At 72.6% G+C, this 4,507-nt stretch carries 4 protein-coding genes; 2 read left to right on the plus strand and 2 right to left on the minus strand.

Annotated features, from left to right (window positions below):
- Positions 1-497, plus strand: a 497-nt coding sequence (locus tag AB0K09_RS30090; RefSeq protein WP_366068574.1) for an acyl-CoA dehydrogenase family protein, incomplete at its 5' end; no start/stop codon positions are given.
- Between the two features lie 334 nt (positions 498-831).
- On the opposite strand, the gene AB0K09_RS30095 is transcribed toward AB0K09_RS30090, so the two are convergent.
- Both AB0K09_RS30095 and AB0K09_RS30100 read right to left on the minus strand, forming a co-directional pair.
- Complete coding sequence (locus AB0K09_RS30095; protein WP_366068575.1) at positions 832-3,138, minus strand: FtsX-like permease family protein; 2,307 nt, start codon at positions 3,136-3,138, stop codon at positions 832-834.
- Positions 3,135-3,845, minus strand: coding sequence for an ABC transporter ATP-binding protein (locus tag AB0K09_RS30100; RefSeq protein ID WP_366068576.1), 711 nt, complete (start codon positions 3,843-3,845; stop codon positions 3,135-3,137). Before AB0K09_RS30100 ends, AB0K09_RS30095 begins: the two co-directional genes overlap by 4 nt.
- A gap of 167 nt (positions 3,846-4,012) precedes the next feature.
- On the opposite strand from AB0K09_RS30100, the gene AB0K09_RS30105 reads away from it, so the two are divergent.
- The coding region (locus AB0K09_RS30105) for a histidine kinase dimerization/phosphoacceptor domain-containing protein (RefSeq protein ID WP_366068577.1) at positions 4,013-4,507 on the plus strand (495 nt) is incomplete at its 3' end.

A 4,507-nucleotide genomic window follows, 5' to 3' on the forward strand; every position in this document is an offset into this window, starting at 1 on the left:
CGTTCGTGCCGGTGCTCTCCTCGGTGCTGGTGGGTCCCCAGGTGGGCATGGCCCGCGGTGGGCTGGAGCTGGTGACGGAGTCCCTCGCCAAGGGCCGTCCGCTGTCGCACACATTCTTCGCGCAGGCCCGTGCAGCGTCCTCCACCCAGATACAGCTCGCCGAGGCCGCCCAGCTCGTCGACACCGCCGCGCTGCACCTGATGCGCGCGGCCGACGACATCGACAACTGGGCGGCGAGCGGCACGTGCATGCCCCTGCTCGACCGGGCTCGCGTACGCATGGACACCGCCACCGTCGCCCGCCGCTCGCGCGAGGCACTGGACATCCTGCTCAACCTCCACGGCGCCGGCAGCTTCGCCGAGGCCAACCCCCTGCAGCGCATGTGGCGCGACCAGGAGACCGCCAGCCGGCACGCCATGACCAACCCGGCGGTGGCGAGCGAGCTGTACGGCCGGGCGCTCCTGGGGATCGAGGAACAGATCACCCCGCTGATCTGAGGTCCGCGCGCACCGGGAACGGTGTCCCGCAGCCGACCGCCTGAACGGGCCGATCAGTGGCGGCACGGGAACTCGCCCACCTCGACCGCTACCCGGCGGTCGGCCCGCCGTACATCGCCTTCTCACCCGACCGCCACAGCGACCACGCGGCCGGCAGCGACGCCTTCCGAGCCGCGGCAGCCGCCGTCCACCGGACCTGTACCGGCACCAAGCTCCCCCGCGCTAGGGGAGACCACGGGGATGAGGAGGGGGTGGCACCGCCCCCTCGGCTCCCGGCCGGAGGCACACACCGCCGTGACGGACGGCCGAGGTGCGCGCCGCGGGGGCGGACGGCCTACTCGTTGTGCAGCACCGTGGCGATCGTCAGCCGCGCCGCCGAGCGGGCCGGGACCAGTGCGCCGAGGACGGCGATCACCACCCCCGCAAGGGCCAGTGCTGTCAGCTGCGGCACGTGCCAGACGTCCTTCATGGACTCCGGGAACGCGGCCACTCCCACGTGGTCCACGAGCAGCCGGTGCACGGCGATGCCGAGGGGTATCCCCAGCAGCCCGCCGACCGCGCCCAGGCCCGCCACGGACGTCACGGTCATCATCGTGACCTGGCGTGGCGTCATGCCGACCGACTTGAGCATGCCCAGGTCGCGGCGGCGTTCCCGGGTGTTCAGCAGAACGGTGTTGAAGACGCCCAGCGCCGCGACGACCGTCAGCAGCACGGTGAACACCACCGACACGCCGACGACGGTCGTGGTGGTGGTGTTCGCCGAGGCGCCGGGCAGCACGTAGAGGCCCGGGTCCAGTGCCTTGGCCGCTTCGGCGTACGCCTCGGCGTCGGCGCCGTCGGCGAGTTCGACCGTGTACTCGATGGCCTTGAGGTCCGGGTCGAGCCGGGCCAGGGTCTGCCAGGTGGACTCGATGGCGCGGGGGTTGCCTTCGATGAGTTCACCGACGACGGTGACCTGTGCCTGCCTGCCGTTCAGGTACAGGGTGACCCGGTCGCCGACCGTGAGCCCGTGCTGCTTCAGGAACGCCGGCGCGGCTGCCGCCTCGCCCGGCCCGTTCGGCCAGTGCCCCTTGACGATCTCGGAGTCGTACATCTCGGTGTCGCCGCGGTAGAAGTCCGCGAAGACGGTCTGCGTGTACCCCGCCAGGCGGATGGTGGTGAGGGCGCGGGCGGTCACCAGGTCCGCGCCGGGAAGGGACCGCAGCCGTTCCTCGATCTCGCGGTCGCTCAGTTTCGTGGCCTTCTGGTCGAGCCCGGGCCTGCCCGCCTCCACGTTCACCCAGGCCGCGCCGTTGTTCTGGCCGTGCTTCCCGAACGCGACCATGGTGCTGGTCAGGCCGGTCGTCAGCGTCACGGTCGTGACGCCGAGGACGATGGCCGCCATCGTCATGACGGTGCGGCCCGGGCGGGCGAAGGGCTGGCCCAGGCCCAGGCTCACGGCGCGCGGCAGCCGCGTACCGCCGAGCCACCGCTGGACGCGCAGCCCGCGCCCGGTCCGAGGCGCGTTGCCCGCGCTGATCGCCCGGGCCGCGGAGAGCCGGTGCGCGCGGAGCGCGGGAACCAGCGCGGCGAGGAGGACGAGGGCGGGCATGCCGAGCAGGCAGACGGCGTACGCCCAGGGGCTGACGCCGATGGACGCACTGCCGGTCTCGATGCCGCTGAAGGCGTCCCGGAGGACGGGCTGCGCCAGCGCGCCGCCGGTCAGGGTGCCGGTGACGCAGCCGGCGACCGTCGGTACCGAGACCATCGTGAGGTACACCGCGACCACTTGGTTCGGTGTGAAACCCAGCGCCTTGAGCACCCCGATGTGCCGGTACCCGGAGACGACCACGCCACTGACCACGTTCCCGACGATCAGGACGGAGACCAGCAGGCCGAGGACGCCGAAGACCGTCAGGAACGGGAGGTAGGAGTCGGCGACAGCGGAGAAGGCCCTCTTGAGCGCGAGGTGGGACTGCGTGGTGGTGAGGGAGCCGGTGGGCAGCCCGGCGGTGGCCGCCGCCAGGCTGTCCCGGACCTGCCGGTCGGTGGCGGACTCGGTGAAGCGGTAGAGCATCTGGACCGAGGCCGGGTGCAGCGCGGCCATCTGTGCGGGTGCGACCCAGGCGCCGGCGGACTTGCTCATGCTGGTGGCGAAGCCGACGACGGTGAGCGCCGGGGCGCCGCGCACCGTCAGCTTCGTCCCCAGCTTGTCCGGGCCGGGGGTGCCCTGGCCGGGCCAGTTGACGACGGTCTCACCGGGCGCGGTGGCCCAGCGGCCCTCCAGGAGACGGATGCGGTCCACGGAGCCCGCCGGATCGGCCCGGCCCACGACCGTCAGGGGGCCGGACGGCACCCACAGCCACTGCTGGGGTATGTCGACGGTGGCCTGGAGGTACGGGCCCGCGGCGGCCCGCACGCCCGGCCGCCCGGCGGTGCGCACCAGCTGGGCGTCCGAGACCTTGGCCCGGTCGAAGGCCGCCACCACATGCGCGCCGCGCTGCTGGCCGAAGGCCCGCTCGAAGGGCGCCGAGGCGGCGCTCAGCAGGGTCAGCGTGAGCAGGATCGTCGTGGTGGAGCACAGGACGACGAGTCCTATGACGGCCGTCTGGAGCTTGCGGCGCTTCACGGTCGCGCGCGCGGCCGGCCACACGGCGCTCATGCGGTCGGCTCCAGCGCGCTCTCGCGGGCCACCCGGCCGTCGGCCACCTCGATCAGACGGCCGGCGCAGCGGGTGGCCAGATGCGGGTCGTGAGTGACGATCAAAAGGGTCTGGCCGATCTGGTTGAGGTCGATCAGCAGGTCCATCACCTGCTCGCCCGAGCGGCTGTCCAGGGCACCGGTCGGCTCGTCGGCCAGCAGCAGGGCCGGACGGTTCATCAGCGCCCTGGCCACGGCGACCCGCTGGCGCTCCCCGCCGCTCAGCGCGGCCGGATAGGTGTCCTTGCGGTCGGCGACGCCGAGTTCGTCGAGGAGTTCCAGCGCACGACGGCGCGCCTGCCGGGCCGAGGTCCCGGTCAGCTGGGCGGCCAGCGCCACGTTGTCCAGTGCGGGGAGGTCGTCGATGAGGTTGAAGAACTGGAAGATCATGCCGATGTGCCGCCGCCGGAACAGGGCCAGCCCGGTCTCGTTCAGCTTGCCGAGGTCCTGGCCGTGGACCTCGACGGTGCCGGACGTCGGCCGGTCCAGGCCCGCGACCATGTTGAGCAGGGTGGACTTGCCGCAACCGGAAGGCCCCATCACAGCGACCGCCTCCCCCGGGCGGATCTCCAGGGACATGCCGTTCAGGGCCTTGGCGTCGCCGTATTCCTTGTGTACGCCGTCCAGTCGCACGACGACCTGCTGCGAACTGCCGGGATCATGAGTCATGGCACGAACCTAGGATCGGTGGGGCGGGGCGGCGTCCCTCCCCGGATGTAACCGTACGGGCCCGTCATCCCGGGGATGTACGGAGCTGGGCCCTGGGGATGATGTCGATCACGGGGCGGGGCTGCGAGGCTGACGGGGTGTGGAGTTCAGGGGTTGGGTGGCTGGTCGTGGCGCTGGCGGCGGCGTGCGCTGTCGCCGGCTGGCTGGGCGCGGCCCTCGCCCGGGCACGGCGGCGCCACCGGTCGGCGCTCGAGGAGCGCGGCTGGCTGCTGGAGCGGGAACGGGAGAGCGCGGCACGGACGGCGGTCGACGCCGAGCGGGCCCGGATCGCGGCGGACCTCCACGACATCGTCAGCCACAATGTGAGCCTCATGGTGGTCCAGGCCGGTGCCGCCCGCGAGGTGCTGGCCACCATGCCGGACGAGGCCGCGGCCGCGATGAGCGCGGTCGAGAGCGCCGGACGGAACGCGATGACCGAGCTGCGGCACCTGCTCGGCCTGCTCGCCCCCGCGCAGAACGGCGACGACGAGCCTTACGGTACGGATCTGTCACCCCAGCCGAGCCTGAGCAGGCTCAGCCCGCTGATCGACCGGTTCGCCTTCGCCGGCCTGCCGGTGGACGTACGAATCTCCGGGGAACCACGCCCGCTGCCGGGCGGAATC

Source organism: Streptomyces sp. NPDC049577, assembly GCF_040675635.1.
Lineage (GTDB): Bacteria > Actinomycetota > Actinomycetes > Streptomycetales > Streptomycetaceae > Streptomyces.